Origin of the sequence: Nocardia sp. NPDC005745, from assembly GCF_040630775.1 — a bacterium.
In the GTDB taxonomy this organism is placed as follows: domain Bacteria; phylum Actinomycetota; class Actinomycetes; order Mycobacteriales; family Mycobacteriaceae; genus Nocardia.
The window spans coordinates 1-26,382 of the sequence record NZ_JBEXYF010000056.1; the positions used below are offsets into that span (position 1 = coordinate 1).

General features: G+C 68.4%; 30 protein-coding genes. 16 read left to right on the plus strand and 14 right to left on the minus strand.

The window, feature by feature from the left end:
- The coding region (locus ABZ420_RS34300; protein ID WP_357131847.1) for a hypothetical protein at positions 1-196 on the plus strand (196 nt) is incomplete at its 5' end.
- A gap of 157 nt (positions 197-353) precedes the next feature.
- Here the strand turns inward: ABZ420_RS34300 and ABZ420_RS34305 are convergent.
- Entirely contained in the window at positions 354-1,862 is a 1,509-nt protein-coding gene (locus tag ABZ420_RS34305; protein ID WP_357131850.1) for an aldehyde dehydrogenase family protein, read from the minus strand.
- Positions 1,863-2,028: 166 nt separating this feature from the next.
- Here ABZ420_RS34305 and ABZ420_RS34310 point away from each other — a divergent pair, with 166 nt between their 5' ends.
- On the plus strand, positions 2,029-2,817 hold the full coding sequence (locus ABZ420_RS34310; RefSeq protein ID WP_357131853.1) for an SOS response-associated peptidase: 789 nt from the start codon (positions 2,029-2,031) through the stop codon (positions 2,815-2,817).
- A gap of 293 nt (positions 2,818-3,110) precedes the next feature.
- On the opposite strand, the gene ABZ420_RS34315 is transcribed toward ABZ420_RS34310, so the two are convergent.
- Both ABZ420_RS34315 and ybaK read right to left on the minus strand, forming a co-directional pair.
- A complete protein-coding gene (locus tag ABZ420_RS34315) occupies positions 3,111-3,410 on the minus strand; it encodes a hypothetical protein (RefSeq protein ID WP_357131856.1) in 300 nt (99 codons plus the stop codon).
- A gap of 74 nt (positions 3,411-3,484) precedes the next feature.
- The gene (ybaK, locus tag ABZ420_RS34320) at positions 3,485-3,979 is read right to left on the minus strand and encodes a Cys-tRNA(Pro) deacylase (protein ID WP_357131858.1); all 495 of its coding nucleotides are present in this window, start codon (positions 3,977-3,979) and stop codon (positions 3,485-3,487) included.
- A 170-nt stretch (positions 3,980-4,149) separates the two neighbouring features.
- On the opposite strand from ybaK, the gene ABZ420_RS34325 reads away from it, so the two are divergent.
- From ABZ420_RS34325 to ABZ420_RS34340, 4 genes are all read left to right on the plus strand, one after another.
- Positions 4,150-4,908 (plus strand): sigma-70 family RNA polymerase sigma factor, encoded by a 759-nt coding sequence (locus ABZ420_RS34325; protein WP_245664031.1) that lies wholly within the window; start codon positions 4,150-4,152, stop codon positions 4,906-4,908.
- Positions 4,905-5,195: a mycothiol system anti-sigma-R factor gene (gene rsrA, locus ABZ420_RS34330; RefSeq protein WP_357131861.1), complete on the plus strand. Its 291-nt coding sequence runs from the start codon at positions 4,905-4,907 to the stop codon at positions 5,193-5,195. Before ABZ420_RS34325 ends, rsrA begins: the two co-directional genes overlap by 4 nt.
- Before the next feature lie 244 nt (positions 5,196-5,439).
- Complete coding sequence (locus tag ABZ420_RS34335) at positions 5,440-5,655, plus strand: biotin/lipoyl-binding carrier protein (protein ID WP_357131864.1); 216 nt, start codon at positions 5,440-5,442, stop codon at positions 5,653-5,655.
- 22 nt (positions 5,656-5,677) lie between these two features.
- A complete protein-coding gene (locus ABZ420_RS34340) occupies positions 5,678-7,192 on the plus strand; it encodes a histidine kinase N-terminal domain-containing protein (RefSeq protein ID WP_357131867.1) in 1,515 nt (504 codons plus the stop codon).
- Between the two features lie 436 nt (positions 7,193-7,628).
- Here the strand turns inward: ABZ420_RS34340 and ABZ420_RS34345 are convergent, their stop codons facing one another.
- Positions 7,629-7,883 (minus strand): WhiB family transcriptional regulator, encoded by a 255-nt coding sequence (locus ABZ420_RS34345; protein ID WP_011211115.1) that lies wholly within the window; start codon positions 7,881-7,883, stop codon positions 7,629-7,631.
- 255 nt (positions 7,884-8,138) lie between these two features.
- Positions 8,139-9,083: a diacylglycerol kinase family protein gene (locus ABZ420_RS34350; RefSeq protein ID WP_357131870.1), complete on the minus strand. Its 945-nt coding sequence runs from the start codon at positions 9,081-9,083 to the stop codon at positions 8,139-8,141.
- A gap of 198 nt (positions 9,084-9,281) precedes the next feature.
- On the opposite strand from ABZ420_RS34350, the gene ABZ420_RS34355 reads away from it, so the two are divergent.
- Positions 9,282-9,695: a hypothetical protein gene (locus tag ABZ420_RS34355; RefSeq protein WP_357131873.1), complete on the plus strand. Its 414-nt coding sequence runs from the start codon at positions 9,282-9,284 to the stop codon at positions 9,693-9,695.
- On the opposite strand, the gene ABZ420_RS34360 is transcribed toward ABZ420_RS34355, so the two are convergent.
- The 6 genes from ABZ420_RS34360 to ABZ420_RS34385 form a co-directional block, all read right to left on the minus strand.
- On the minus strand, positions 9,674-10,381 hold the full coding sequence (locus ABZ420_RS34360; protein ID WP_357131876.1) for an endonuclease V: 708 nt from the start codon (positions 10,379-10,381) through the stop codon (positions 9,674-9,676). The genes ABZ420_RS34355 and ABZ420_RS34360 overlap by 22 nt on opposite strands.
- Positions 10,382-10,384: 3 nt before the next feature.
- Positions 10,385-10,912 (minus strand): GNAT family N-acetyltransferase, encoded by a 528-nt coding sequence (locus ABZ420_RS34365; protein WP_357131879.1) that lies wholly within the window; start codon positions 10,910-10,912, stop codon positions 10,385-10,387.
- Positions 10,909-11,514 (minus strand): acid phosphatase, encoded by a 606-nt coding sequence (locus ABZ420_RS34370; protein WP_357131881.1) that lies wholly within the window; start codon positions 11,512-11,514, stop codon positions 10,909-10,911. Before ABZ420_RS34370 ends, ABZ420_RS34365 begins: the two co-directional genes overlap by 4 nt.
- A gap of 83 nt (positions 11,515-11,597) precedes the next feature.
- A complete protein-coding gene (locus ABZ420_RS34375; protein ID WP_357131884.1) occupies positions 11,598-12,110 on the minus strand; it encodes a nitroreductase/quinone reductase family protein in 513 nt (170 codons plus the stop codon).
- 41 nt (positions 12,111-12,151) lie between these two features.
- Entirely contained in the window at positions 12,152-13,381 is a 1,230-nt protein-coding gene (locus ABZ420_RS34380; RefSeq protein WP_357131887.1) for a hypothetical protein, read from the minus strand.
- Between the two features lie 27 nt (positions 13,382-13,408).
- On the minus strand, positions 13,409-15,118 hold the full coding sequence (locus ABZ420_RS34385) for a DEAD/DEAH box helicase (RefSeq protein ID WP_357131917.1): 1,710 nt from the start codon (positions 15,116-15,118) through the stop codon (positions 13,409-13,411).
- 464 nt (positions 15,119-15,582) lie between these two features.
- Here ABZ420_RS34385 and ABZ420_RS34390 point away from each other — a divergent pair, with 464 nt between their 5' ends.
- The 3 genes from ABZ420_RS34390 to ABZ420_RS34400 are packed head-to-tail and all read left to right on the plus strand — an operon-like array spanning position 15,583 to position 18,281.
- Positions 15,583-16,440, plus strand: coding sequence for a hypothetical protein (locus ABZ420_RS34390; RefSeq protein ID WP_357131890.1), 858 nt, complete (start codon positions 15,583-15,585; stop codon positions 16,438-16,440).
- A 56-nt stretch (positions 16,441-16,496) separates the two neighbouring features.
- Positions 16,497-17,552, plus strand: a complete 1,056-nt coding sequence (locus ABZ420_RS34395) for an alpha/beta hydrolase (protein ID WP_357131893.1) — start codon at positions 16,497-16,499, stop codon at positions 17,550-17,552.
- Positions 17,553-17,579: 27 nt separating this feature from the next.
- The gene (locus ABZ420_RS34400; RefSeq protein ID WP_357131896.1) at positions 17,580-18,281 is read left to right on the plus strand and encodes a ferritin-like fold-containing protein; all 702 of its coding nucleotides are present in this window, start codon (positions 17,580-17,582) and stop codon (positions 18,279-18,281) included.
- A gap of 7 nt (positions 18,282-18,288) precedes the next feature.
- Here the strand turns inward: ABZ420_RS34400 and ABZ420_RS34405 are convergent, their stop codons facing one another.
- Entirely contained in the window at positions 18,289-19,125 is an 837-nt protein-coding gene (locus tag ABZ420_RS34405) for a helix-turn-helix transcriptional regulator (protein ID WP_357131899.1), read from the minus strand.
- A 102-nt stretch (positions 19,126-19,227) separates the two neighbouring features.
- Between ABZ420_RS34405 and ABZ420_RS34410 the strand changes: the two genes are divergently transcribed.
- Together ABZ420_RS34410 and ABZ420_RS34415 are read left to right on the plus strand one after the other, a co-directional pair.
- Complete coding sequence (locus ABZ420_RS34410; protein WP_357131902.1) at positions 19,228-19,767, plus strand: YceI family protein; 540 nt, start codon at positions 19,228-19,230, stop codon at positions 19,765-19,767.
- Between the two features lie 66 nt (positions 19,768-19,833).
- Positions 19,834-20,064 (plus strand): DUF3107 domain-containing protein, encoded by a 231-nt coding sequence (locus tag ABZ420_RS34415; RefSeq protein WP_040869214.1) that lies wholly within the window; start codon positions 19,834-19,836, stop codon positions 20,062-20,064.
- A 79-nt stretch (positions 20,065-20,143) separates the two neighbouring features.
- On the opposite strand, the gene ABZ420_RS34420 is transcribed toward ABZ420_RS34415, so the two are convergent.
- A complete protein-coding gene (locus tag ABZ420_RS34420) occupies positions 20,144-20,809 on the minus strand; it encodes a TetR/AcrR family transcriptional regulator (protein ID WP_040869167.1) in 666 nt (221 codons plus the stop codon).
- A 281-nt stretch (positions 20,810-21,090) separates the two neighbouring features.
- On the opposite strand from ABZ420_RS34420, the gene ABZ420_RS34425 reads away from it, so the two are divergent.
- From ABZ420_RS34425 to ABZ420_RS34440, 4 genes are all read left to right on the plus strand, one after another.
- A complete protein-coding gene (locus ABZ420_RS34425) occupies positions 21,091-22,260 on the plus strand; it encodes a DUF3152 domain-containing protein (RefSeq protein ID WP_357131905.1) in 1,170 nt (389 codons plus the stop codon).
- 129 nt (positions 22,261-22,389) lie between these two features.
- Positions 22,390-23,574, plus strand: coding sequence for an adenylyltransferase/sulfurtransferase MoeZ (gene moeZ, locus ABZ420_RS34430; protein ID WP_357046139.1), 1,185 nt, complete (start codon positions 22,390-22,392; stop codon positions 23,572-23,574).
- Positions 23,575-23,629: 55 nt separating this feature from the next.
- On the plus strand, positions 23,630-24,481 hold the full coding sequence (locus tag ABZ420_RS34435) for a TIGR02569 family protein (protein WP_357131908.1): 852 nt from the start codon (positions 23,630-23,632) through the stop codon (positions 24,479-24,481).
- Between the two features lie 278 nt (positions 24,482-24,759).
- The gene (locus ABZ420_RS34440) at positions 24,760-25,959 is read left to right on the plus strand and encodes a CHAP domain-containing protein (protein WP_357131911.1); all 1,200 of its coding nucleotides are present in this window, start codon (positions 24,760-24,762) and stop codon (positions 25,957-25,959) included.
- 195 nt (positions 25,960-26,154) lie between these two features.
- On the opposite strand, the gene ABZ420_RS34445 is transcribed toward ABZ420_RS34440, so the two are convergent.
- On the minus strand, positions 26,155-26,382 hold a 228-nt coding region (locus ABZ420_RS34445), incomplete at its 5' end, for a hypothetical protein (protein ID WP_357131914.1).

A 26,382-nucleotide genomic window follows, 5' to 3' on the forward strand; every position in this document is an offset into this window, starting at 1 on the left:
CGTCTGGGTGAAACCGCCCGCGTTCGACCTGGATTCGATGCCGTTGCGTGCTCCTTCGTCGCGGACGCGACGGCCGCGCAAACGCGAGCCGGGCCGCGAACGGCGCATGCTCGGTCTCGCTTCGCTCGAAACCGGGAGTGGAGGTGCGCTGGGCGCGTCGGTGTCGGAACTTCCTTACTGGTGCACGGTTGTGTGATTGCTGGTTGTTGGTTTGTCAGCTCGGCTGCCCATAGCGCTCGCCGTCGCGATGAGCGGCGCCCAAGGCGTTCTCACGGCGGGCTGCTCTGGCACCACCTATGCGCGAGGCCGGGTACTCGACGACGTCGAGTACCCGGCCCCGGCCGTTCGGGTTCTTACTTGTGCCGCCCGTGCAGGAACGGGACGAGCTTGCGCAGCAGCTTCATCGTGGAGTCGGTGCGGCTGTAGCTCAGCAGCGCCATTCCGGGAACGGTGAAGCGCTGCACCGCGATCGAGTGCGGGCGGGTGAATTCGCGCAGACCCGGCTCGCCGTGGATGCGGCCGATGCCGGAATCGCCGACGCCGCCGAAGGGCAGGCCGGGGATGGCGGCGAAGGCGAGCACGGAGTTCACCGAGGTGGCGCCGACGCGCAGCCTGCGCGCGATGTCCAGGCCGTTCTTCTTCGAGTAGACCGCCGAGGACAGGCCGTACTTGGAGTTGTTGGCCAGTTCGACCGCCTCGTCCACGCCGTCGACGGTGCGGATGGTGATGGTCGGGCCGAAGGTCTCCTCGGCCACCGCCTCGGAGTTCTCGTCCACGTCGACCAGCACGACCGGTTCGATGAACGGCGCCTTGACCGACTCGGGCCCGCCGAGCACCGCGGTGCCGCCGTTCTTCAACGCGTCCTCGATGTGGCGGCGCACGATGTCGATCTGGCTCGGCATGGTCATCGGGCCGTAGGCGGCCTTGTCGTCCGAGCCGGGCTTGATGTCGGTGAGGATGCGCTTGACCTCGGCGACGAACTCCTCGCGCACCGAGCGGTCGACGTAGACCCGCTCGACGCCCGCGCAGGTCTGGCCGCTGTTGGCGGTGGCGCCCCAGGCGACCGCGTCCGCCGCGGCCTTGATGTCGGCGTCGGCGGCGACGATCACCGCGTCCTTGCCACCGCACTCGAGCAGCACCGGGGTGAGCCTTTCCGCGGCGGCGGCCATGATCCGCTTGCCGGTGGCGGTGGAGCCGGTGAACGCGATCTTGTCGACATCCGAGTGGACCAGCGCCGCGCCCGTCTCGCCGTAACCGTTGATCGTGATGAAGACGCCCTCGGGCAGCTCGGGATTGGCCGCGGCGAACGCGTCGGCGAGGAAGTTGCCGATGCCGGTGGAGTATTCGCTCGGCTTGAACACGACGGTGTTACCCGCGGCAAGCGCGTAGGCGATGGAACCGTTCGGCGTGTAGACCGGGTAGTTCCACGGCCCGATCACGCCGACCACACCGAGCGGGCGCTGCTCGAGCCGGGCGCTGAAGTTCGACATCAGCGCGCCGGGGGAGACCTTCTTGGGTCCGAGCACCTTCTTGGCGTTCTTGGCCGCCCAGGCGATGTGCTCGAGCGCGAGCATCAGTTCCAGGAAGGCGTCGTCGAGCGGCTTGCCGTTCTCGGCGTGGATCAACTCGCAGAATTTCTCCGAGTCCCGCACCAGCTTGCTCGACCAGCGCAGCAGGTGCGTGCGCCGTTCGTCGAAACTCAGCGCGCCCCAGGTGGCGGCCGCTGCGCGAGCCTTGGCGACCGCGGCGGCCACCGCGGCGTCGTCGGCGATGACGTGTGTGCCGATCACCTCGCCTGTCGCCGGATTGACCGACGTCAGTGCCGTGTCGTGATCGGCCGGTTTGGTGTCGGTGGATGTCACAGTGGTTCTCCTCTTGCCGTCTCCGGTGGACGGTCGATGCGCGTGTCCGAGTGGACGGGCAGCCCGTCCTTCCGATGAGAGAATGCTATGCCACAACTCTCAACAGGTCACCAGCTATGCACCAATTGTCCCCGACTCTGTCGGTGGCGAGTGGGACTATCGGGATATGTGCGGACGATATGCGACCACGACCAACCCCGGGAGGCTCGCGGTCGAGTTGGATGCGATCGACGAGACCGGCTCCGCGGACCAGAGCTCTTTCACCAACTACAACGTCGCTCCGACCACGCAGGTTCTCACCGTGGTCGAGCGGCACGACCAGGGCGGCGAGGACGACGACCCGAAGCGGCGGATCCGGCGGATGCGCTGGGGATTGATCCCGGTGTGGACCAAGGCCGCCGAGCCGGGTGTCCCGGTGAAGGGCAAGCCGCTGTTCAACGCCCGCGCGGACAAGGCCGCCACCACGCCCTCGTTCCGCGACGCGGTGAAGTACCGGCGTTGCCTGGTACCGATGGACGGCTGGTACGAGTGGGTCGTGGAGCCGAACGGCGAGAAGGGCGCGAAGGGGAAAGTCGCCAAGCATCCGTACTACATGGCCCACGCGGACGGTTCCCGCCTCTACATGGCCGGTCTGTGGTCGGTTTGGCGCGACCGGTCCCAGCCGGAGAGTCAGCCCCTGCTGTCGTGCACCATCCTGACCACCGACGCGGTAGGCGACCTGACCCGCATCCACGACCGGATGCCGCTGCCCATGCCGCGGCAGCACTGGGACGCGTGGCTCGACCCGGATCACCCGGCGCCCGCGAGCCTGCTGGAGACGCCGTCGGAGGAAGCGGTCGCCGATATCGTGGCCCGTCCGGTGCCCGCGCTGGTCAACAGCGTGCGCAACAACGGACCGGAACTGCTTGCCCGCGTGGAGGATCAGAAGGACGCCGAGCAGATCAGCCTGTTGTGAACGCGCCTCGGCCCGTGTCGGCCCGCCCGCCGCATGCTCACGCAGTCCGACCGGGTAGCCAGGCACTCCCGGCCCAGCGATATCTCGCGGGCGGAGGTGCCGGTGTGGCCGCCTGGCGCGACCACACCGGCCCAACTACGGGTTTCGAGCGAAGCGAGACCGAGCATGTTCCGTTCGCGGCCCGGCTCGTGTCCGAGTGGCCGCCGCGTCCGCGACGAAGTCGCCAGCGGCGGTCGCTCGGACACGAGCCATGAAGGGGCCGCGAACACGCCGCGACGAAGTCGCGGCCAAAATTACAGTGAGCACTTCACGCTCGGTGAGGCGATATTGAGCCCGCATTTGATGATTCCAGCGACCAGGTCGATCAGCTTGGTGGTGACGTTCCCGCTGAGTTTCTCGGCCTTTCCGGACTTGTCATCACTCTTCGATCCCTGACCGTCGAAGTCGAACACGGAATCGCTGACCTGCGTGCCCGGCGAGGTGCCCGGCGCGGCGGCGGCCTCGGGCGCTAGCAGCGTTACCGGACCGAGAGCCAAGACGAGCACTCCGGACAACGCGACGATCACGGTGCGCACACGCTGGTGCGTAGACATTCGCATCACATCCTCACGAGTCGGGTCGATCTGGCCAGTTCAGTAACGCACAGATCGCGCCGATGGTGGACGAATTACGCGGATGTCACGGGCGCGGTCACCGCGGCGGTCAACCGGATCAGGTCGGCGGGCGCGAGCTCGATCTCCAGTCCGCGCCGTCCGGCGCTGCACAGCATCCGGTCCCAGCGCAGCGCCGAGTCGTCGATCACGGTGGGCAGCGGCTTGCGCTGACCGAGCGGGGAGATGCCGCCGAGCACGTACCCGGTCGTCTTCTCCGCCCGCGTCTTGTCCGCCATGGTCGCCTTCGGCGCGCCCAGCGCCGCGGCCGCGGCTTTGAGCGACAGGGTGTGCGGCACCGGAAGCACGGCCACCGCGAGCGAGCCGGTGGCGAGTTCGATGACCAAGGTCTTGAAGATCTGCTCGGCCGCGACGCCGAGGTCGGCGCCCAGCGCGTCGACCGCCTCGGTGCCGTAGGAGTCGGCGCGCGGATCGTGCTTGTAGGCGTGCACCCGATGAGACACCTTCGCCTGGGTCAACGCACGGATCGCCGGAGTCGAGCCTGCTGCCATGGCCAAACCTCGACGGCGGCCGTGGCCCGGCCGGCAACGGGATTTCCCGCGCATTCACCACGAACGGGAGGAACCCGGGAACACCGGACGGGTCGCGCATGTTGTAGCCGGTACACCGCGCTCGGACTGGTTTCCAGCGCGTGAGCAGGCCCTATGGAGACGTGAAGGAGATGCCTGTGCCCGTGCTGCTCGACGACCGCCCGGTATGGACCGAGGTGTCCCCGGCGGACGGCGGATTCTCCTTCGATATGCCGATGCCGGTAGATTTGGCAGGTACGGCGATCGAAGGGACAGGTGTGACGAGCGACGATGACGTGGCGGCCGACGATGTCGGCGCCGTCGACGATGCCGAGCTGGCACAGCGGTTCGAACGGGACGCGCTCCCGTTGCTCGACCAGCTCTACGGCGCCGCGCTGCGCATGACCAGGAATCCGGCGGATGCCGAGGACCTGGTCCAGGAGACCTACGTCAAGGCCTACCAGGGCTTCAAGTCGTTCCGGGAGGGCACCAACCTGCGTGCCTGGCTGTACCGGATTCTGACCAACACCTACATCAACTCCTATCGCAAGAAGCAGCGCCAGCCAGCGCAGTATCCGACCGACGAGATCACCGACTGGCAGTTGGCCGCGACCGCCGAGCACACCTCGCAGGGGCTGCGCTCGGCCGAGGTCGAGGCGCTGGACGCGTTACCGGACGACGACATCAAGGCCGCGCTGCAGGAACTTCCGGAGGAGTTCCGCATGGCGGTGTACTACGCCGATGTCGAGGGCTTCCCGTACAAGGAGATCGCCGACATCATGGGCACGCCCATCGGTACGGTGATGTCCCGGCTGCATCGCGGCCGCAAGCAACTGAAGGGTCTGCTCGCCGATGTCGCGCGCGAGCGCGGTTTCAACCGTTCGGGGGAACGCCAGGAGGTCAAGCAGTGAGTACCGAACGGGACCCCGACCTGGAGCTCGACTGCACGGCGGTGCTGGCCGACGTGTGGTTGATGCTGGACGGGGAGTGCGACGAGGCGACCAGGGCGCGGTTGCAGCACCACATGGAGCACTGCAGCCCGTGCATCGAGGCCTATGGCATCGAGGAGAAGGTCAAGAGCCTGCTCAGCCGCAAATGCGGCGGTGATCGCGCGCCCGATTCGTTGCGCGAGCGCCTTACCATCGAGATCCGCCGGACGTTCGTCGTCGGGGAGAGATCGGTCGACACCTCGGAGTAGCCGGTCGGTGAAACGTAAGCGGCACGCCTTCCCGCTGGAAGTGCGTGCCGCTTCGTGCTTTTCGAGCCGAGCGTCGCGCTCAGGCGTTGGGCCGCTTGCCGTGGTTGGCTGCGTTCCCCTTGCGGCTACGCTTCTTACGTCCGCGCTTACCCATGAGTAGTCTCCCTTCTGATTGAAGGCCATTCTTTCACGTGTGGTTGGCTGTACCGTCAGCGGATAGAGGCCAACGAGTGAATGGGGTGCCATGGCTGAGGAAGTGCTCGCCGAGCTGGTGTCGGTCGTCTACCAGGTCGTCGCCAAAGAGGGCGACGAAGTCCGGGAGGGCGACACCCTGGTGATCCTCGAGTCGATGAAGATGGAGATCCCGGTGCTCGCGGAGTCCAGCGGCACAGTCACTTCGATCGGCGTCAAGGAGGGCGACGCGATCAAGGCGGGCCACCTGATCGCGGTCATCTCCTGATCGATTGCGGCGGTAGATCTGCATGGCGACACTGAGCGAGCTGCTGGCCGAGCACACCGACCTCCCCGGGGTCGCCGTGGACCATCTGCAGCGGGTGGTGGGCGATTGGCAGCTGCTGGCCGATCTGTCCTTCGCCGATCTGCTGCTGTGGGTCGGTGTCGGCCCGGTGACGGAGGGCGCGGACATCGTGTGTGTCGCGCAGTGCCGTCCCACCACCGCCCACACCGTGCATCAAGAGGATCTGGTCGGCACGTCCGCTGTGCAGGCCGAACATCCACAGGTTTTCGAGGCGTTGGCCAGCGGCGATATCGTGCGAGCCGACAGCGACGTCGAGACATCCGGCGTCTATCACCCCCGTCCGGTGCACGCCATCCGCGAGGCCATCCCCGTGCGCTGCGGTGACCATGTGATCGCCGTGCTGAGCCGTGACACCGACCTGCAACGCTCCCGGGTGCGCAGTCAGCTGGAGAGCGCGTACGTGGCGTGCGCGGACGATCTGTGCCAGATGATCGCCGAAGGCACCTTCCCGACCACCGAGGATCGCGCGGCCACCCATTCCAGTCCGCGCGCCGGGGACGGCTTCATCCGGCTCGACACCGACGGCATCGTCGTCTACGCCAGTCCGAACGCGCTGTCGGCCTATCACCGGATGGGCTTGCAGGCCGACCTGGTCGGCCAGGATCTCGCCGTCACCACCCGGTCCCTGATCACCGATCCATTCGACGCCCAGGAAGTGGTCGGCGACATCCAGGCCGCGCTGGCCGGGCGGACCGGCCGCCGGATGGAGGTCGAGGCGCGCGGAGCCACCGTGCTGCTGCGCACCCTCGTGCTGCGCCCGCACGGCGAGCTGGCCGGCGCCGCCGTGCTCGTCCGCGACGTCACCGAGGTCAAGCGGCGCGATCGCGCCCTGCTGAGCAAGGACGCCACCATCCGGGAGATCCACCACCGGGTGAAGAACAATTTGCAGACCGTCGCCGCGCTGCTGCGCCTGCAGGCGCGCCGCACCGAGAACGAGGAGGCGCAGGTCGCGCTTACCGAGTCGGTGCGCCGGGTCACCTCCATCGCGTCGGTGCACGAGATGCTGTCGATGTCGGTGGACGAAGAGGTCGATCTCGACGAGGTCGTCGACCGGCTGCTGCCGATCATGGCCGACGTGGCCACGGTGCACACCACGCGCATCAAGGTGCGCCGCGCGGGCTCGCTCGGTGTGTTCTCCGCCGAACGCGCCACCCCGCTGGTGATGGTGCTCACCGAACTGGTGCAGAACGCCATCGAGCACGCCTTCGATTCGGGCGAAAACGGCACGGTGACAATCCGTTCCGAGCGCTCGGCGCGCTGGCTGGACGTGATCATCAGCGACGACGGCCGCGGCCTGCCGCCCGGGTTCAGCTTGGAGTCTTCCGATCGGCTCGGTCTCCAGATCGTCCGGACCTTGGTCACCGCCGAACTCGGCGGTTCCATCGGCCTGCATCCCGGCGCCGATATCGGCACCGATGCCGTCCTGCGCGTCCCGCTGGGCCGTCGGTCGGGCCGCTGACCGATCGGCGGTGGACGGATCCGCCGCTTCGGCACCGTTCGCGTGCGAACTCCCGGGAGCTGTTGCTCGGAGGTCGCGGGCGGGCGCTACTTCGGAGCGGTCGGCGGTTTGCCGAGCAGTACCCGTCCGAATGTCCGTATCGAGCGGAATGCGAGGTGTGGGTCGGATTCGCTACCGGTCCCATGCGCTGGAGAACCGACTACTTTCGCACAGTTCCCGCGCATTCGCGAGTCGAATCGCCACCCGGCCGCAATTGCCGCAATTGCCGTTCCACGCAACCGTATTGGTCGGTTCCCGTTTCCTCCGCGAAGCGAGACCGGGTATTTCCAGTTCGTGATCCGACGTGCATAAACAACACAGCCCGGCACCTATGGGTGCCGGGCTGAAATGCGTTACCGGGCCGGGCTGAATGGCCCGGTAATGCTGATCGTCTGGCTCAGACGACAGTGCGGGTGCGGGTCCGCGCGTTGCGACGCTTGAGCGCCCGGCGCTCGTCTTCGCTCATACCACCCCACACGCCGGCATCTTGTCCGGACTTCAGGGCCCAGGACAGGCAGTCGGCGGTTACGGGGCAGCGAGCGCAGACCAGCTTGGCATCGGCAATCTGCGCGAGCGCCGGACCACTGTTACCCACCGGGAAAAACAGCTCGGGGTCCTCATCGCGACAGATGGCCTTGTGGCGCCAGTCCATTCCTCTGCTCCTTTGCTGGGCGCCGCATGAGGCGCCTATGGGTTTGTGGTTCGTTCACTTGTGCGACTCGAATGTTTCCGCACGGTTGCTTGTGAATGCTTTCACGAACACCGTAGATGTCAATAGGCACGCGGTGCACCGTGGGGAAGCTCACGCTCTGAAGGCCCCCACAGGGGGAAGCCTGCCCGGTCCTTTGTACTCGCTCTACCGGGTTTTCGCAGCACTACCCGCGATGTTTTCGGGGGTGTTTCGCCCTCAGTGCGGCCGCGGAGCGACGACCGCGAGGACGTCGGGCACGGCAGTGAAATCCACCACGTTGCGCTTCCCGATGAAGTCGCCATCGATTTGCAGGCCGATGGGTTCTTTGGACTCGATTCGTACGGTGGGAACGTCGTCTTCGCGAAATAAATTGCGGGACTTGGGGTTTCCGTCGGCCGCGAGGAGCTGGCGCGCGAGCAGCAGGGTGGGGACGACGGCCATGGAGCGCACCGCAAACACTCCGAGCCCTGTTTCGAACCGGGTGCCGGGGTTGGTGTGCACCGGCGTGGCGTTCAGGTAGGTCCACGGTGTGGTGTTGGTTACGAAGGCGTAGTGCACCCCGTCCACCGGATCACGGCCGGGAATTTCCACCTGAACGCACGGTTCGTTGCGCTTTGCCCGGAAAAATTGCCGAACTGTCGTTCGAACATATCGCGCGGGGGTGGCGGCGCGGCCGCGGGCGCGGCTGGCGTCGATCGCCTCGCACACGTCGGCGTCCAATCCGACGCCCGCGCTGAAGCAGAACCAGCGGTCGTCGGCCAGTCCGAGACCGATCCGGCGATCGGTTTCCACCGTGAGCAGGTCGATGAGCTGATTTGTTGCGGTCACCGGGTCGGGGGAGATACCGAGCGCCCGGGCGAAGACGTTGGCCGAGCCGCCGGGGATCACACCGAGGCGCGGCAACCAGGCTTGACCGTCGTCGAGGACCGGCAACGGCAGAAAGCCGTTGATGGTCTCGTTGACCGTCCCATCGCCGCCGTGCACGACGACGAGGTCCATCTCGTTGGTCGCCGCCCATTGGGCCAGTTCCGCGGCGTGGCCGCGGTGCTGAGTGTGCGCAACGGTCAGCTGGGTGCGGCTCTCCAGCGCGTGCGCCAAGAGGTCCCTGGTCGCCGGCGTGGTGGAGGTGGCATTCGGGTTCACGATCAGCAGCGTCCGCACGATGGCAGCCTAGTTGGCCGCCGGCCCGCGCCGGAAAAGCGGCGAGCGGCGCCCGTCTGCCGTTGCGCGGGCATACGCCAGGACGAGGGCGGCACCGATCGGGTCGTAGGCTTGCCGCGTGAACGAGCGTCAGCGAGGGAAGCGAGGACACCGTGCGCCGTCGCGCACGACAGAGCCGAGTGCGGGCGAGGCGCCGGCGTGAGCGACGAAAAAGCGGGAGCGGTGCCGACGACAGTGCGGGCGGCGGGTGGCCTGGTGACGCTGGAAGGCGTGGTCGCGGTGAGCGTCGCCATCGTGCTGGTGGTGCGCGGGCTGCTCGGTCACGATCAATCCACGACCAGCGGCTACGGCACCGCGGCCTGGTTCGGCATCCTCGGCGGCGCGGTGCTGGCCGCTGGCGCGGGACTGCTGCTGGGGAAACGCTGGGGGCGCGCGATCGCGGTGATCGCGCAGTTGCTGCTGCTCCCGGTCACCTGGTCGCTGCTCACCGACTCGCATCAGCCGGTCTACGGCGCTGCGCTCGGGGTCGTCGCGGTCGCCGCGCTGGTGCTGCTGTTCGCGCCCGCGTCCACCCGCTGGATGGCCCAGGACTACGGGGTCGAGCCGGAATAGTCCGCGGCAGCCGCGCGCAGCGCCGCCCGGCAGAGCCGGTCGGCGTGGCGGGTGGTTTCCGGTAGCCGGTACCGCGGGGTCAGCGCAAGCACCTGGGCGCAGGCGGTGTCGAGGTCGATGCGATGGCCTACGGAGACGAACACGGGCTTGACGCCGCTTCTGGTGCGCAACGCGCGCCCGACCACCACCGCGTCGATGGTGATGTCGGTGGCCGCGCCGCGTTCCGGACCGGGTTCGGCATACTCGCCCCACACGGTTTTCGCCACGCCGATCGTCGGGATACCGGTGAGCAGGCCGAGGTGGCAGGCGAGGCCGAAGCGGCGCGGATGCGCCAGTCCCTGTCCGTCGCAAACCAGCAGATCAGGTGCGCTGTCCAGTTTTCCGAGCGCGGCGAGGGTCGCCGGAATCTCCCGGAAAGCGAGCAGGCCCGGCAGGTACGGGAAGTCCGTGACGCCGTGCGCGACGGCGGACGTGACCGGGAGCAGGGTGTCCGCCGCCAAGACCACGGCGGCCGCGGCCACCGCTCCGGTGTCGTCGTAGGCCGAGTCGAGTCCGGCCACCGTGCGGAACCGTGCGTCCGGCGGGGTCACCGGCTCGACCAGCGGCCGCAATTCGTCCTGCGTCGCCATGGCCGATTCGGCGGTAGTGGGCCAGGCCCCGAGCTCGAGCGGCGGGAGCCAGGACATGCGCTACCGCGCCTCGGCGGCCAGCTTGCCGAGCGCGTCACCCGCCAGCCGATAGCCCGCCCATTCGACCTGCGCCACCGCGCCGATCGACTCGTAGAAGTCGATCGATGGCTTGTTCCAGGTCAGTACCGACCAGGCCACGCGGCTGTAGCCGTGGTCGACGGCCTGCTTCGCCAGGGCCGTGAGCAGCGCCTTGCCGTAGCCCTTGCCCCGGGTCTCCGGTTTGACGTAGAGGTCTTCCAGGTAGATGCCGTGCACGCCGTCCCAGGTGGAGAAGTTGAGGAACCAGATGGCGCAGCCCAGCAGACCCGACTCGTCCGCGACCACATGCGCGAACACCTTCGGCTCCGGCCCGAACAGCGCGGCGCGCAGCTGTTCGGCGGTGACCGTGCATTCGTGCCGCGCCTTCTCGTATTCGGCCAGCTCGTAGACGAGATCGACCAGGGCAGGCACATCGGAAGGGACCGCGCGGCGCAGGACGGCGGCGCCGAGGTCGACGGCGGTGGGGTCGGCGGGGCCGGTTCGGGTCACAGTGACGCTCCATTGGGTACCAGGTTGTGCGCGCGGATCGCGCGCGCGTCGTGTTCGTAGCCGAGCACGGTCAGCGCGCCCGTCGACATGGCGAACCGGCGGCCCTCCCGGACGTCGAATTCCGCCCAGCGGGCGATCAGTGCGCGGGAGAAGTGGCCGTGCCCGACCAGCACGATATCCCGCTCCGGCAGCACCGGCTGCACGGCGGCCAGCACCCGATCGGCGCGCTCGCATACCTGCTGGGCGGTCTCGCCGTCCGGGACCGGACCGGTCCAGATGGTCCATCCGGGTACGGTCTCGCGGATCTGCGGGGTGGTCAGGCCCTCGTAGGCGCCGTAGTCCCATTCCACGAGTTCGTCGTCCACCACGGCGCCGGTGAGCCCGGCCAGCTCCGCGGTGCGTCTCGCGCGGAGCCGAGGACTGGTGCGTACCAACGGGTTTCGCAGTCTCAGTGTGGCGAGCAGGCTACCCGCCGCCTCGGCCTGCTCTTCGCCGCGATCGGTGAGCGGGAGATCGGTGCGGCCGGTGTGCCGCCGCTGTGTGGACCAGCTGGTCTCGCCGTGCCGGAGCAGCACAACGCGGGCATCGTCGAGTGCGGACATGTCTCCATGATGGTCCACCGATGATCATGGCGGTGCGCTGGATCGGACGCCCCCCGGATCCGAACCGCGCCCACCGCCGGGGGCTAGGACCCGATCGGGTCCCCCAGTTCGAGCACCACCAGGGGAAGCGGCCGCGAGACCTTGGCCTGGTAGTCCGCGAGTAACGGATTGTTCGCCATCGCCCACGCCGCGAACTCGTCGTACTCGGCTCCCTCCAGCGCCCGCGCCGTGCCCCGGTAGGTCGTGGCTCCCAGCTCGATGGTGACGGCGGAATCGGCTCTCACGTTGTGGTACCAGGCCGGGTATCGGTCCTCCATGAACGAACTCACGTAGAGGATTTCGCCACGGCGCAACAGGCCGAGCGGGGCCGTGTGCGTCTTGCCGCTCTTGGCGCCGGTGGTGGTGAGCAGGATCAGTTCACCGCCTTCGTACGCGCCGCCGACCTTGCCCGCGTTGTCGCGGAACTCCTGGATGACGCCGTCGTTCCAGTGCGCGATGTCCTCGTCGGAGTACTGCTGGTTCCACGGCGCGTCCGGATCGTCGTAGGAGGTGATAGCAGCGCTGTTTTCGCTTGCGGCGGGCGCGGTTTCGCTCATGCCCTCAGTGTGCTCCACGGCACCGACAAGTTCGCCGGGCCTCACGCGAAGGCGTGCAGTTCGCCCTCGCGCAGTTCGAGTACGGTCGTCCCGATCACCGTGAGGGAGATGGGGCCGCCGCCGTAGCCGGGTCGCTCCATCGGAATGCGCCCCGCTTCGGCTCCCGTGGCAGGGTCGAGGACGGTGAGCGCGCCGGCGGTGGGCAGCAGCAGTTTTCCCGCCATCAGCGCCGGTGCGCCCAGCGCCGCACCCGCGGTCCACAGCGGGTCGAAAGTGCTGCCGTTCAAGGCGATCACGCTGTTACCCGTGAAGACCAGATAGGCCGACCCGATGCGGGTTGTCGTCGCCGTCTGGCTCAGCGGCGCCGAAAGCTGATGCACCACAATAGGATTGCCGTTCCCGTCGTAGACGGCCAGGCGCGGCGGCAGCGACTCCGCACCGGCGGTGGCGCCGGGGAAGTAGAGCACGATCCGGCTGTCGGACACCGCGATCACGCGGGCTTCCGCGGAATCCGCTCCGGGACCGGTCAATACGTGCGAGCCGTACTCCTCCGGCACCGTGTTGTCCTTGGGGGCCGGGTTCAGCACGGTGAGCCGTTCGGCCGGGTCGGCGGGGCAGCGTTCCAGCACAGCGAGCCGGGACGGGCTGGAGCCGGACGACAGCAGCGTGCAGCCCCTGCGCGGCTGGGTCTTGACGTTCACCGGGGCGTCGACGAAGCCGTACTCCACGGTGCGCACCAGGTCCGAGCGCCACATCTCCAGCCGCTGCGGTCCCTGCGCGAGCAGGTAGGTGCCGTCGACCGACAGGCGCACGTCGCGATCCATGTAGCTGCTGCGCGCCGTGCGGCGGGCACCGCTGTCGCCCGCCAGCATCGTGGCCTGGCTGCACCCGCGCTCGTCGCGGTAGACAGCGATCACCATGCCGTACTGGCCTTCGACCCCGCACAGCGGCAAGTCGCGCCGGTACTTCCACAGCTGGTCACCGGTGCGCGGATCCCGGCCGGTGACCGTGTCACCGTCGCCGGTCACCGCGACGCCGCCGGACACGAGCGCACGCGCGCTCGCGCCGTCCGGCGCGTGCCACAGTTCGCGCAGCGCGGCAGGCAGTTGATCGGCCGCCGCCGGGGTCGGCACCGTGGAGGACGCGGTCACCGACTCGGTGCCGTGCGCGTCGCCGCGCACCCACACCGAGGCCCCGGCGATCACCACGAGAACCGCGATCGCGACTGCGGAGATGATATCGGCGCGCGTCCGCCGCTCGGGTGCGAGCACGAAAGCGAGACTAGCCGATCCGGGCGGTCAGGCCGATGCCGCTGCCGCGGGCTCCGCCGTGCTCCCGGCGTCCTCCGCCGCCGCGTCGCCCTCGCCGGCACGACGGCGCCTGCGCCGACGGCGAGCGGGCCGGTCGGCAGTGCCGGTCTCGTCCGCGTCGTTGTCGTCCGAGCTGCCGTGCTCGTCCGAGGCCTCGGTGCTCGACTCGTCGCCGGCGGTGTTGTCGGTCCCGTCGGCGCTCGGCTTGCGCCGCCTGCGCCTGCGGCGGGCGGGCTTGTCGGCGTCGGACTCGGCCCCCGCCTGCTCCGAAGACGTGCTCTCGGCGTCCGCGGGCGAGTCGGTCTCGTCCGCGTCGGTGGCGTTCGGCGTACCGTCGATCGGCTGCCCGGCACGGGTGCGCCTGCGGTTGCGCTTGCGCGGGGTGCGGGCCGGGCGTTCGACCACGACCGCGTCCACGTCGCGTTCCACTTGCGCCTTGCGCACCACGCCCGTCACGCCCTCGGGAATACCGAGGTCGGAGTACAGGTGCGGCGAGCGCGAGTACGTCTCGACCGGGTCGGGGATGTCGAGGCCGAGCGCTTTGTCGATCGCCGACCAGCGGTTCAGCTCGTCCCAGTCGATCAGCGTGATCGCGACGCCGGTGCGTCCCGCCCGGCCGGTGCGCCCGATCCGGTGCACGTAGGTCTTCTCGTCCTCGGGGCACTGATAGTTGACGACGTGCGTGACGTCGTCGATATCGATGCCGCGCGCCGCGACGTCGGTGGCGACCAGCACGTCGATGGTGCCTTTGCGGAACTTGGTCAGCGCCTTCTCGCGGGCGATCTGCCCCAGGTCGCCGTGCACCGCGCCCACCGCGAACCCGCGCTCGGCGAGGTCGTCGGCCACCTTCTGCGCCGTACGCTTGGTGCGCGTGAAGATCATCGTGGCGCCGCGGCTCTCGGCCTGCAGGATGCGCGCGACCAACTCGCTCTTGTCCAAGGCGTGCGCGCGATAGACGAACTGCGCGGTGCGGTCGTGCACCGCCGAGTCGTGCGGCTCCTCGGCCCGGATGTGCGTAGGGCGGGTGAGGAAGGTGCGCGCCAGGGTGATGATCGGCCCGGGCATGGTCGCGGAGAACAGCATGGTCTGGCGCTTGTCCGGGACCATGCCGAGGATGCGCTCGATATCCGGGAGGAAGCCCAGGTCGAGCATCTCGTCGGCCTCGTCGAGCACCAGCACGCCGATCTTGCCGAGAATCAGGTGCTGCTGGTCTGCCAGGTCCAGCAGCCGGCCGGGCGTGCCGACCACCACGTCGACACCCGCGCGCAACGCCGCGATCTGCGCCTCGTAGGGGCGGCCGCCGTAGATGGACGCGACGCGCAGCGGTCCCTGGTGATTGGTCAGGTACTTGCTCGCGTTCTCCAGATCCTTGGTGACCTGGATGCACAGCTCGCGCGTCGGCACGATGACCAGTGCGCGCGGTGTGCCGTCCAGCGGCGTCGTACCGGATTCCGCGGTCGCGATGCGATGCAGCAGCGGCACGCCGAATCCGAAGGTTTTACCCATACCGGTACGGGCCTGACCGATGAGATCTTCCCCGGCGAGCGCCAGCGGAAGGGTCAGTTCTTGAATGGCGAAAGTACGTTCGATTCCGATCTCGCCGAGTGCGCGGACGATTTCCGCGCGCACGCCCAATTCGGTGAAAGTCGGGGCGGTGTGCGTTGCGTCCAGCTCGGCCGTCAACAGGGTCTCCGCCAGACCTGGTTCCTGATCGACTGTGATCTTGCTCAGGGTTCGTGCCTTCCTCGTAATCACGTCCCGCGCGCACGAGGTGGGGCGGACCGGGCGGTCCGCGACGACCACGACTCCGCAGGCGATACTCCACCCGGGCCACGCTCGGGATGCCGGGCGCCTGCCGGGATAAGCGGCGGCTACCTCGCAAAACATCGGCGCGGCGCACTGGTGACGCGGATTGGTGCGCGCACATTTTCCTGTCCAACGAAAACTTCGCACCCGAAACCGGTCAGCGGTCGCAGCGGCGTCTCCGCGATGTGCGTGAGCGCGACGTCCGGCAACTCTGTCGAGCGAAACTTTCCGTTGTCCGACGCGATTGTAGCGTGATATTGTGCGTCGCTCGAATTGCCACTGCGGCGCGCTCCCGAAAATCCGCCGGACCCGTCGCGTGCTTTCGCCGCATCGCGCGCCCACGTACGCTGCGCCACATGGGAATTCATCCGGCCCGGCAAATCTGGGCGACGCTCGAACCGCTACACGATGTGGTCTATTTCGGAACCGGCGTCAAGGAGGCGGGCGTCGGTATCGGTCTGCGCGGCTACTGGCAGACCTACTTCGCTTTCCGCGCCGCGCCGCTGGGTGCGGTGACACCCGCGACGGTGCAGGCGGTCTTCGCCGGATTCCACCCCGACATGGTGCGGCGCGCGCTGCCGGAGGCATGGGAGCGGGCGACGCCGCAAAGCTGCCTGACCGCCCGGCTCGACCTGGCCACCGGTCTGCTGCGCGGCATCGGCGCGGGTGACGCGGTGTGCGATCGCGCGGTGGAGTTGCTCACGCCCGCGCAGCGGGAGGCCGATCCGACCGGCCGGGCGCTGTTCGCCGCGAACGCGGACCTGCCGTTGTCGTCCGACCCGGTGGCGGCGCTGTGGCAGCTGACCACCTCGCTGCGCGAGCACCGCGGCGACGGCCATATCGCGGCCTTGGTCACCCACGGTCTCAGTGGACGCCAAGCGCTGGTCGCCCAGGTGGCCGCGGGTAAGGCGCCCGAATCGGTGATGCGCCCCGCGCGCGGGGTGTCGGAGGCGGAGTGGGCCGATGCCTTCGACGAGTTGCGCGCCAGGGGCTTGGTGGAAGGCGAACCGGTCACGCCGACCCTCACCGGCAGCGGCGCGCAGCTGCTCGCCGAAGTGGAGGCCGAGACCGACGACGCGGCGTGGACCGGCGCGCTCGCGGTGCTGTCGGCCGACGCGATCACCGAACTCACCACGTCGCTCGAGCCGTTGGTGCGCAGCGTGCAAGAGGCCGTGGTCCCGCCGCTCAACCCGGTCGGCATGGGCCCGCGGTAGCGCGCTCCTGGACTTGCCTGTTACTGACGGTACCGGCATATGAGACTCTCTTCGATGTGAGCCTTGCCGACACTGTCACCCTCGCCGCGCGCAACGCGTGGGCACTGACCTTCGGCTCCGGCATCGAGGCGCCGGACCCGACTCCCGCGACGATCCTGTGGGACCAGCCGCATCGGCAACTGCGGCGCTTCGAGCGGGCGGCCGCGACGGCGCCGGAAGGGGATTCGGCCGTCCTGCTGGTCCCACCGCTGGCCGCGCCCGCCAGCTGTTTCGACCTGCGGCCCGACCAGAGCCTGGCGCGCTTCCTGCTGGAGATCGGCCGCAGCCCGTATGTCGTCGACTACGGCGAGATCACCTTCGCCGACCGCCGCATGGGTTTCGAGGACTGGATCGATGACATCCTGCCCGAGGCGGTGCTGCGCACCAGCGCCGATCGCGACGGAAGCGCGGTCGATCTGGTGGGCTGGTCACTCGGCGGCACGCTGGCCTTGCTCACCGCCGCGGCGCACCCCGAGCTGCCCATCCGGTCCATCACGGCCGTCGGCTCACCGCTGGACTACGACCGGATGACCGGCGTGCCGCAACTGCGCGCCGTCGCGAAACTCACCGGCGGCCGGGCCACCTCCACCGTCATCCGCGCGGCCGGTGGCGTTCCTGCGACACTGACTCGAGTCGGCTACCGGGTCACCGCCTGGGACCGCGAGCTGACCCGGCCGTGGTTCGTCGCGAGCAATATCGCGCGCACCGAGGCGCTGGCCAAGATGGAGACGATCGATCGGTTCATGGCCGAGATGCCCGGGTACCCCGGCCGTTTCTACGGCCAGCTGTGGGGCCGGTTCATCCTCGCCAACGACATCGGGCGGGGTGTCGTCGTGCTGGGCGGACGCCGGATAGCACTGGCGGATGTGACCGCGCCGGTCCTGCTCGTGGGCGGGCCCTCCGACGTGATCACCCCAGCTCCCGCCGTCGAGGCGGGCGCCCGCGTGCTCACCGGAGCGGCGATGGTCCGCTACGAGAGCGCCCCCGGCAGCCACTTGGGAATCCTGGCCGCACCGACCGCGCGTGACACGACATGGAGTTATCTCGAGAAGTTCCTGGCCGAGACCGCCTGACTCGCCGTGAGTATTACGCTGGGGCACATGGGAGCACAGTCACCTGCCGCGTCAGGTGTTTCGTCGACCGACCCAGCAAACCTCCTCATCCCCGCGAGTCATCCCGGCGTGACCGACCTGTTCGCGGTGCTCGCCTACGGCGAGATCTCCGCGTTCTACCGGCTGGCCGAGGAGGCCAAGCTGTCGCCGACCCTGCGGGGCAAGGTGGCGGTGGCGAAGATGGCCGCGGCCGAGATGGAGCATTTCAAGACGCTGGAGTCCGCGCTGGCGGCGCGGGGCGCCGATGTCTTCGACGCCATGGCGCCGTTCGTGCGCGCGCTGGACGACTATCACACCTCCACCGACCCATCGACATGGCTCGAGTCGATGGTGAAGTTCTACGTCGGTGACGGCATCGCCGCGGACTTCTACACCGAGATCGCGGGCGCGCTGACTCCCGATGTCGCCGCGGTGGTCCGTGACGTGCTCGCCGAGACCCGGCACTCGGAGTTCGTGGTCGAGGAGGTGCGCCGCGCGGTCACCGAGAGCCGCTCCGAACGCGACCGGCTCACCCTCTGGGGCAGGCGGCTGCTCGGCGAGGCGATCACGCAGGCCCAATACGTCATGGCGCAGCGCGACGAACTCACCGACCTGGTGCTCACCGCCACGGGCGATCTCAACGGCATCGCGGCGCTGATCGAGCGAATGCAGGACAGTCACGCCGAGCGCATGGCGGTACTCGGCATCTGAGCGCGGGCTACGCGTTCGCCGCGCGGTTGGGCACCAGCCGCAAGCCGGGCGCGTGCGTGCTCGCCCGGTCGGCCAGCCAGACGACGACGCTCTGGTCGCGCTCGGCTTCCAGGGTCTCGAACGGCACCTCCACCATGCCGTGCGCGGGATGGTCGAGGTGCAGCCTCCCGGAGCCCGCCGCGCCGACCCGATGCGGTTTCCAGCGCTGCGCGAATTCCGGGAGTTCGCGCAGCGCCTCGATCGTCTTCAGCAGTGCGTCGTCGCCCGGCCAGTGGAGTTTGGCGCGGCCGAGCGCGGCGGCGAAGGCGTCGGCGGCCTGCTCCCAGTTGCGCAGGACGCGCCGCGCCGCGGGATGCGCGAAGGTGTACCACGCGAGGTTGGGCCGCTCGACCCCGTCCAGCAGCCCCAGCGGGGCGACGAAATCGGCCCACGCCTGGTTCCAGCTCAGCACGTTCAGCCGCCGGCCGACCACGAAGGCCGGCGTCGGATGCAAGGCCCGCAGGATGGTCTCGATCGTCGGGGCCACCTCCTCCGCGGCGGATTCGTTGCCGGGGCACCGGGATTCGTTGCCCGAGGTGAGTGCGAGCATGCCGAAGTGCTGGCGTTCGTCGCCGCTGAGCAACAGTGCGTCGGCCAAGGCATCGATCACCGCGACCGACGGGTTGGTGTCGCGTCCCTGCTCCAGCCGGGCCAGGTAGTCGGCGCTCACCCCCGCGCGGACGGCGACCTCTTCACGACGCAGGCCGGGGGTCCGGCGGCGTCCGCCCTCGGGCATGCCGACGTCCGACGGCCGCAATTCGGCGCGACGCGCGATGAGGAATTCCGCGAATCCGTTTCGAGCCATGTGTCCCATCGTGCCCGGTCCGAGGACGGTTATCCGCGCCCTGTCAGGTCCAGGATAACGGCGGTCTGGCTAGCGGACCGCGGTCCGTTCATTGTCGGAGGTATGACATCTACCTCGGAATCCACCACGTTGAAAACCGGTTCGTGGGCACTCGACACCGCGCACTCCTCGGTCGCCTTCACCATTCGTCACCTCGGCATCTCCAAGGTGCGTGGCGGATTCACCCGGTTCGAGACCGAATTCGTGGTCGACGAATCGGGCGCGGCCACCATCGGCGCGACGATTCACCTGGACTCCTTCGACACCGGCAACGCCGACCGCGACGCCCACATCCGCACCGCCGACTTCCTCGACGTCGCCAACCGCCCCACGCTGACCTTCCGCGCCACCCGGCCGGTAATCGTCGCGGAGACCTTCGAGGTCGAGGGCGAGGCCACGCTCGGCACGATCACCAAGCCGGTCACCCTGGAGGTCGAGTGGGGCGGCGTGCAGGACTTCGGCCCGACCGGCGACCGGCACGCGGGCTTCTCCGCCACCGGCGCCATCAAGCGCACCGACTTCGGCGTCGGCGGCCCTTTGCCCGGCATGCTCGGTGACACCGTCAAGATCGAATTGGAGATCCAGCTCATCGAGCCGAAGTGAATGCCGCCGGCGGCCCCCACTAGCCTGGACTCGACAGCACAGGACTCTCAGGTTCGGAGGTTGGCCGTGGAGGTCAAGATCGGTATTTCGGATAGCCCGCGCGAGCTGGTGATCAACAGCGCGCAGACCCAGGACGAGGTCGAGGCGCTGGTGTCCGGTGCGTTCGGCGGCGGCGACGGTGGCGTCTTGTCGCTCTCCGACGAGAAGGGCCGCAAGTTCCTGATCCAGGCGTCGAAGGTCGCCTACGTCGAGATCGGTTCCACCACCGGCGGCCGCGTCGGTTTCGCCGCGGTCTGATTCCCGGTCCGGCCCATACGCAATCGAGCCCCTGTCCCCGATAGCTCGGGGACAGGGGCTCGTTCGTCGTCGTGACCGCTCAGTCGATCGGGTGCAGCGGCACGTGCTTCAGGCCGCCCCATGCGAGCGAGACGGTGGTGTCGACCGCCTCCTCCTTCGGAATCGGCCGATCGGCCTCCAGCCAGTACCGCGCGGTGAACTGGCTCGCGCCGACCAAGCCGACGGCCAGGATGCGGGCCCGGTAGGGGTCCAGGCCCGAGTCGTGCGCGACCAGGTCGAAGACCGCGTCCACGCAGGCCTCGGTGGCCTGCTCGACCCGGCGCTGCACCTGCGGCTCGCTGGTCAGGTCGGACTCGAAGACCAGTCGGAAGCCCTGCATCTCGTTGTCCACGAAGTCGAAGTACGCCTGCACCGCGGCACGTACACGCTGCTTGTTGCTGGTGGTGGAGCGCAGCGCTTGGCGGACGCTGGACACCAGCATGTCCACGTAGTTCTGCAGCACCGCGAGATAGAGTTCCAGCTTGCTGCTGAAGTGCTGGTACAGCACCGGTTTGCTCACTCCGGCGCACTGCGAGATCTCGTCCATACCCGCGGCGTGGTACCCACGCTGCACGAAGACTTCGCTTGCCGCCGCGAGTAGCTGTTGACGTCGCTCGTCGCGCGGAAGCCGGGTACCGCGTTTGGCGGGTGCCATGGCCTCGGACGACGATCTACGGGACGTCATCCGGTCCACGAGGTCAGTCATTTCGGCTCTCCCAGTCGATTCCCCGGCAAAGGGGTGTGCACCGGGTTATCTCATAAACGATACCCGGTTGTCGCCCGCCCGCGGATCGGGGCCGGACAACTGGTGCCACCCGGAAAGAATTCTCGCACCGACGGGGCCGCGAGGTATGCCCGTGAGTGGGGATTCGCCGCTGTGAGACGCTGGTGAACGTGACCGACCGACCGGAGAGACCCCCCGCCGGACGGCGCGGTGCGCGCCGCCCGGCTGGCTCCGGCGCGTCCGGTTCCGTAGGGTCGGACCACATGGCGAGAACCTGGCCAGAGGCGCGATCAGATGGTGCGGCTCGAACCGGCGCGGCCGAGCGGCCGGGGGCGGGCGGCGGATCACCCGGTCGCGGGAAGAAAGAGCGCAAGCGCCGCAAACCGCCCGAACCCGTTGTGTCACAGCCCGATCCGGAGCAGTCCGATCGAGACGACGTCGAGGTCTACGACCCGCTGAGTCTCTACTCGCACAAGGCCGAACGATCCCATCAGCCGCTGCGCGCCCGCTGGGATCCCACTTCCCCCGACGACGGCAGGAACCGCGGCCGACCCGAGCGCGACGCCAAGAAGCAAAGCGCGCTCGGCAGATTCGTCTCGACCTACGGCTGGCGGGCGTACGCGTTGCCCGTCCTGGTCGCGATCACCGTCCTGGTCGTCGTAGACGCGATCCGCGCCGCCGACCCCGACAGCATCGCGGGCTCGGATCCGGGGCTCGGGCGCCTCAGTACCGCCACCGCCACCGCGGGCATCATCGGCGCCCCGCCGGGCGACGGGCACTTCTCCACCGATCTACCCGCCGGGGCACTGCCCGAGGGCGGCGCGTTCGCCGAGACCGGCGCGGGCGACTGGCACGTGGTGCCCGGCACCACCGCCCAGGTCGGCACCGGAACCACCACCGTCTTCCGCTACACCGTGGAGATCGAGAACGGCGTGGACACCTCCGGCTTGGGCGGTGACGAGGCCATCGCAAAGATGGTCGATTCCACCCTGGCCAATCCGAAGAGCTGGGTGCACGACCCCAAGTTCGCGTTCCGCCGGGTCGATCAGGGCGACGCCGACTTCCGCGTCTCGCTCACCTCCCGGGGATCCAGCCGCAAGGAATGCGGTTTCGACATCCCGATCGATACCTCCTGCTACAACGCCGACGATCGCCGCGTGGTGCTGTCGGACGTCCGCTGGGTGCGCGGCGCGCTCGCCTTCGAAGGCGACATCGGGTCCTACCGGCAATACCTGATCAACCACGAGGTCGGCCACGCCATCGGCTACCACCAGCACCAGCCGTGCGAGACCGACGGTGGGCTGGCTCCGGTGATGATGCAGCAGACCTTCGGCACCAAGAACGACGACATCGCCTCCCTCGATCCGCACGGCGTGGTCCCGATGGACGGCAAGCACTGCCGCTTCAACCCCTGGCCCTACCCTCGGGGATAAGCGGCCTCCGGGATACGGAACGATGGGCGGGAAGAACGGTCCGGTCGCCGGTGTTGCACAGTTGAGACAGCCCGACACGGGCGTCACACCGCCGCAGCGATCGGCCAAGCGATTCGAGGAGTCCTGGACGTGTCATCACCCAAGTCCCTGCCGCCACTTGTCGAGCCGGCCGCGGAGCTGACCAGGGATGAGGTAGCCCGCTACAGCCGACACCTGATCATCCCCGATCTCGGCGTGGACGGGCAGAAACGTCTGAAGAACGCCAAGGTGCTGGTGATCGGCGCGGGTGGTCTCGGCTCGCCCGCCCTGCTGTACCTGGCCGCCGCGGGTGTCGGCACGCTCGGCATCGTCGAGTTCGACGAGGTCGACGCCTCGAACCTGCAGCGTCAGATCATCCACGGCGAATCCGATATCGGCCGCCCCAAGGCCGACAGCGCGCGTGATTCGATCCTGGAGATCAACTCCGGCATCGACGTCCGGCTGCACAAGATCCGGCTGGAACCGGAGAACGCGATCGAGTTGTTCCGCGAGTACGACCTGATCGTCGACGGCACCGACAACTTCGCCACCCGCTACCTGGTGAACGATGCCGCGGTGCTGGCGGGCAAGCCGTATGTCTGGGGCTCGATCTATCGCTTCGAGGGCCAGGTCTCGGTGTTCTGGGAGGACGCGCCGGACGGGCGCGGCATCAACTACCGCGATCTGTACCCGGAGGCCCCGCCGCCCGGCATGGTTCCGTCCTGCGCCGAGGGCGGCGTGCTCGGCGTGCTGTGCGCGTCCATCGGTTCGGTGATGGTGACCGAGGCCATCAAGCTGATCACCGGCATCGGCGAGCCGCTGCTGGGGCGGCTGATGGTGTACGACGCACTGGACATGAACTACCGCACCATCAAGCTGCGCCGTGACCCGGAGCGTCAGCCGATCACCGAGCTGATCGACTACGAGGCGTTCTGTGGCGTGGTGTCCGAGGAGGGCCAGGCGGCCGCGGCCGGGTCCACCATCACCGCCCGCGAACTCGAGGAACTGCTGGCATCGGGCAAGCCGATCGAGCTGATCGACGTGCGCGAGCCGGTCGAGTGGGACATCGTGCACATCGAAGGCGCCAGGCTGATCCCGAAGGACCGCATCCTGTCCGGCGAGGCCTTGGCCGAGCTGCCGCAGAACCGGCCGATCGTGCTGCACTGCAAGACGGGCGTGCGCTCCGCCGAGGCCTTGGCCGCGCTCAAACGCGCGGGCTTCTCCGACGCCACCCACTTGCAGGGCGGCGTGATCGCGTGGGCCAACCAGGTGGACAAGTCGCTGCCGGTGTACTGAGGCGAACACGGCGCGCCGAAGGCGCGCCAAATCAGACACGACGTACCGTACGGCCGTGACTTCTGTGGAACCTCCCGAGCATGTGCGTGCCACGTTCGGTCTGCGCGAAGTGACCCCGGTTTCGATCGGCGACTGGGAAGGCGGCTGGCGCTTCGGTGACGTGGTGCTCAGTCCGGTCGCCGATCACGCGCGCGCGGCGTGGTCGGCGAAGATCCGCGAGACGCTGAAGGTGGACGGGCTGCGGCTGGCGCGTCCGGTGCGGGCGACCGACGGCCGCTACGTGGTGTCCGGGTGGCGCGCGGACACCTATCTCGAGGGCGCGCCCGAGCCACGTCACGACGAGGTGGTCTCGGTGTCCCTGCGCCTGCATCAGGCGACGGCGCACCTCGAGCGGCCGCGCTTCCTCTCGCAGCCTCCCGTCGTGCCCTGGGTGGACGTCGATGTGTTCGTCGCGGCCGATCGCGCCGCCTGGGAGCCGGTGCCGCTGCGCAGCCTCCGCGCGGGCGGCGCTTCGCTGTCGACGTCCCCGGACGGGCGGCGCAGCATCGAACTGATCGGTCAGCTGGCCACCCTCCGCAAACCGGTGCAGACGCCGCCGCAGCTGGTGCACGGCGACCTGTTCGGCACCGTGTTGTTCGCGGGCCCGCAGGTCCCCGGCCTCAGCGACATCACGCCGTACTGGCGGCCCGCGCCTTGGGCGGCGGGCGTGATCGTGGTGGACGCACTGGCCTGGGGTGGCGCGGACGACGGGTTGCTCGAACGCTGGGCGGACCTGCCGGAGTGGCCGCAGATGTTGTTGCGCGCGGTCATGTTCCGGCTCGCGGTACACGCATTGCATCCGAGGTCGACTCCGCAGGCGTTCCCGGGTCTGGCCCGTACGGCGGACATGGTGCGCCTCACCCTCTGAGCCGTTCTTCCCGCTGTTCACAGAACATTTGTGCGGTGACACGTCGAATCCCGCGACCGGGTGTGTCGGTGGCGGCACCAGCGCCGCTGCGCGCCTCGGCGGCCAAACGCAGCCGAGTGCTCGCGCCGGTGCGAAACGGCCGTCGCGGGCGTCGCGAGTTGCCAATGCCGGGAATGCCCGATACTCGGCCGTAGAGATGGGTGTGCCGCCACAACGTCCGGCGGTCTCGGCCGAGTGAGGTTACGGATGCTGTTTGTCGGCCTGCGGAGAACGGCCGTGTGGACCGCGCCGGGTGGAGGGCGTGCATGACTACTTTGAGTGACATAGATCTGGAAGACCTTCCGCATCCCGCCTATGCCAGCGAGGGTCTCAATGCGGTTGTCGACGCGGCCAATGTATACATGCAGAACGCGGTCGTGCTGTTCGCGTCCGGGTGGGACGGCGGCCAGCCGGACATGATCGCTTGGCTGGCGGACAAGAAGCTGCTGAGCGCCGACGGCCGAAAACTCACCAAGGATGGCGCCCAGACGCTCGATCCCGGATCGTCGGTGCTGGTCGACAACTACGACGACAAGCGCGGTGCGTTCCGGGATAAAACGTCACAACTGCAAGCGCAGAACGACGGTGTGAACGAAAGCGCCATCGCGAGCTTCGACACCTCCAACAAAGCGTTCCAGGATGTCAAAGGGATCGTGGCCGGGCTCAAAACCGAGTTGAGTCGCGCACCAGGGGAGCACCAGCTGACCCGGCTGCCCGATGGGAACTTGCACCTGACCGCCGCCGAGGAGAATCGGCTGTTACAGCTGATCTTGGAGGGCGTGGACCGTGTGCACGACACGATCGAGGACGCGGACAGCGGTATGCAGAGGGACGCGGGCGATATCTACAAGATGATTCCCGACCTCCCGCGCAACCCCTATGGCAACGCGCCGGATGTGGGGTCCCGGTCTCCGTGGGCGCCGACCGCGAGCAACGCCACCTGGACCCGAGGTACGGGAACTCCGGACGACATCGTCGCGAAGGCACGAGAGCAACTGGCGCTCGGTGTCTCCGAAAGCGGAGGCAACAACGTCCCCATGTTCCGCGGCCCGGACGGCAAGCTCTACAAGGCCCCGTACAACATCAACGACGCGTGGTGCGCGGCCTTCTCCACCTGGACGTGGGATCAGGCCGGTTACAACGTCGACTGGACCAACAAGAACTATGTGCCGTCCATCTGGAACGACGCCAAGCACATGGGGTTGGCCTCGAATATCTCGAATGCCCAGAAGGGGGACATGATCATCTTCGACTGGGAAGGCGACGGAACCCCCGACCATGTGGGAATCGTGGAGTCCGTGGATCCCCGAACCGGCCGGATCACCACCATCGAAGGCAATTCCAGTGATCAACTGAAATCCAACAGCTATTCCATGAACGCGGGATCGCTTGTCGGCGTGGTCAAGCCGCCGTCCAACAACGCCGCGCGGGCATCCTGACGGTCCTGCTCGCGGTATCGGACGGGATCGCGGTGGGATTCCAGCCGGTGTCCGTCCGGACGCGTGCGCTTCTTTCCGACCGTGGCAGTGCACCGAACCGGTGGCGGCAGACTTCGCCGCGCACGTTCCGGTGCACCGCGCACGGAGTGGCACGACAGCTCCGTGCGCGGTGCCCCGAATCGCGCTAGGGCCTGTTCAGATCGAAAGATCGTTCACCGAGGCGGCTTCATTGCCGGACACGTTGATGCCCAAATTTGCGGCGGTGCGATCGATTTCGTCGTCGGCGTGCTGGAACTCGATGGCCGAACCCGCCGACAGCACTTCGACGTTGAGGCACAGCGACTGGAGTTCCTTGAGCAAGACCTTGAACGATTCCGGAATGCCCGGCTCCGGGATGTTCTCGCCCTTGACGATCGCCTCGTA

Bases quoted from the DNA above. Each gene is read 5' to 3' on its own strand.
- ABZ420_RS34345 (WP_011211115.1), bottom strand. From the start codon at position 7,883: ATGGACTGGCGCCACAAGGCCATCTGTCGCGATGAGGACCCCGAGCTG.
- ABZ420_RS34405 (WP_357131899.1), bottom strand. From the start codon at position 19,125: ATGGCTCGAAACGGATTCGCGGAATTCCTCATCGCGCGTCGCGCCGAA.
- ABZ420_RS34310 (WP_357131853.1), top strand. From the start codon at position 2,029: ATGTGCGGACGATATGCGACCACGACCAACCCCGGGAGGCTCGCGGTC.
- ABZ420_RS34315 (WP_357131856.1), bottom strand. From the start codon at position 3,410: ATGTCTACGCACCAGCGTGTGCGCACCGTGATCGTCGCGTTGTCCGGA.
- ABZ420_RS34420 (WP_040869167.1), bottom strand. From the start codon at position 20,809: ATGACTGACCTCGTGGACCGGATGACGTCCCGTAGATCGTCGTCCGAG.
- ABZ420_RS34400 (WP_357131896.1), top strand. From the start codon at position 17,580: ATGGGAGCACAGTCACCTGCCGCGTCAGGTGTTTCGTCGACCGACCCA.
- ABZ420_RS34325 (WP_245664031.1), top strand. From the start codon at position 4,150: ATGCCTGTGCCCGTGCTGCTCGACGACCGCCCGGTATGGACCGAGGTG.
- ABZ420_RS34340 (WP_357131867.1), top strand. From the start codon at position 5,678: ATGGCGACACTGAGCGAGCTGCTGGCCGAGCACACCGACCTCCCCGGG.
- ABZ420_RS34390 (WP_357131890.1), top strand. From the start codon at position 15,583: ATGGGAATTCATCCGGCCCGGCAAATCTGGGCGACGCTCGAACCGCTA.
- ABZ420_RS34410 (WP_357131902.1), top strand. From the start codon at position 19,228: ATGACATCTACCTCGGAATCCACCACGTTGAAAACCGGTTCGTGGGCA.
- ABZ420_RS34335 (WP_357131864.1), top strand. From the start codon at position 5,440: ATGGCTGAGGAAGTGCTCGCCGAGCTGGTGTCGGTCGTCTACCAGGTC.
- ABZ420_RS34360 (WP_357131876.1), bottom strand. From the start codon at position 10,381: ATGTCCTGGCTCCCGCCGCTCGAGCTCGGGGCCTGGCCCACTACCGCC.
- ABZ420_RS34425 (WP_357131905.1), top strand. From the start codon at position 21,091: ATGGCGAGAACCTGGCCAGAGGCGCGATCAGATGGTGCGGCTCGAACC.
- ybaK (WP_357131858.1), bottom strand. From the start codon at position 3,979: ATGGCAGCAGGCTCGACTCCGGCGATCCGTGCGTTGACCCAGGCGAAG.
- ABZ420_RS34370 (WP_357131881.1), bottom strand. From the start codon at position 11,514: ATGTCCGCACTCGACGATGCCCGCGTTGTGCTGCTCCGGCACGGCGAG.
- ABZ420_RS34375 (WP_357131884.1), bottom strand. From the start codon at position 12,110: ATGAGCGAAACCGCGCCCGCCGCAAGCGAAAACAGCGCTGCTATCACC.